This is a genomic window from Chromobacterium sp. ASV23 (genome assembly GCF_016428945.1).
GTDB lineage: Bacteria > Pseudomonadota > Gammaproteobacteria > Burkholderiales > Chromobacteriaceae > Chromobacterium > Chromobacterium sinusclupearum.
On the sequence record NZ_JAELTR010000134.1, the window covers coordinates 1 to 1,318 of the forward strand.

The window sequence follows — 1,318 nt, forward strand, 5'->3', positions numbered from 1 at the left end:
TGCACCTTGATGCGGCCCTGGCCGTCGGTGTAGATCTCGTCGGCGGCTTGGTCTGTCGGCTCGGCCGGGCCGACCACGGTGGCGGTTTGCACGCCCAGCGAGGTGGGTTTGGCCTGCGCGGTGTGGGCGTAGGCCGGCGTCAGCGGGATGCCGCGGCGCTGGGCCTGGATGCGGCTGGTGAACGGGGCGGCCGTCTGTTCCGCGCCAAACGGCACGGCGTCGGTGGCGAGTCCGGCCGCCAGCAAACCGGGCGCCGCCAGGTTCAGCTGCTGGGCCAGGTCTTGCGGCAGGTTGTTGCGCGCCTGGATGGTTTGGCCGGTGACGACGAATTCGCGGTCTTGCGCGCTGTCGGTTTCGTGCGCCGGGTGCTCGTCCAGGCGGAACCATTCGCCGGCGGTCAGGCCGCGGATGGTGCCGCCGCCTTCAAACTGTTTGGCCTGCAGGTCGTAAGCCTGCTGCCGCAGTTGGGCGTAGCGGGCGAGCTGTTCGGCGTCGCCGGCGTAATACAGCCCTTGCGGATCGTAGTCCTGCAGGGTGGATTGCAGCGCCGCGCCGTCCTTGCCTTGTTCAATGCGGCTTTGGTCGCCGACCTGCTGGGTGGATACCGGCTGGTAGTCGAACGTCGCCAGCGCCACCTGGCCGGGCACGATCTGGCGGCGGCTCTGCCACTCGGTCAGGCCGTCTTCTTCCTCGGTGGCGTCGCTGCGGTGGAAGCGCACGCGCTCGATCTCGGCCGGCGGCAGGCTGTAGACGTCGTCGAACACCACCAGCTTGACCTGGGGCGAATCACCGTCCACATGTTCGAAGCGCCAGGCATAACCCTCTTCGTGCAGCAGGCGCACGATGAAGTCGTAGTCGCTCTCGCGGTATTGCAGGCAGTAGCTGCGCGGATCGGCCTGGCCGACTTGCATCGCCAGCGCCTGGCCGCGGGCGAAGGCGGGGTTGGCGGCCTGATGCTCCTGCAGGATCTGCTCGATGATCTGCGGGACGGTCAGGTCCTGGAACACCCGCGAGGTGCGGCGGTGGCGCAGCAGCGCCAGCGGCGGCTCGATGGTCAGCCGGTACTGGGCGAAGCCGCCGTCGGCGCCCGTCAGCTCCGCCTGGCTGACCACGCCGCAGCGGATGGACTCGCCGCCTTGCGCGTCCGCGATGCCGACGCGGGCCGGCTGGCCGAGCAGGGTCTTCAGTTCGATGGCGCCGTCGGGCGACAAACAGGTGACGGTGAAGCGGTAGGACCGGGACACCCCTTCCTCGCCGTCCAGTGCCAGCGGCAGCAGCTGTTCGGCGGCGATGCTGCCGTTGCCGAGGGACAGCGTCA

1 protein-coding gene is annotated in these 1,318 nt (G+C 69.4%); it reads right to left on the bottom strand.

Annotation, left to right across the window (positions count from 1 at the left end):
- A partial coding sequence (locus JHD59_RS21920) for a type VI secretion system Vgr family protein (RefSeq protein WP_199155827.1) occupies positions 1-1,318 on the bottom strand: 1,318 nt, incomplete at both ends.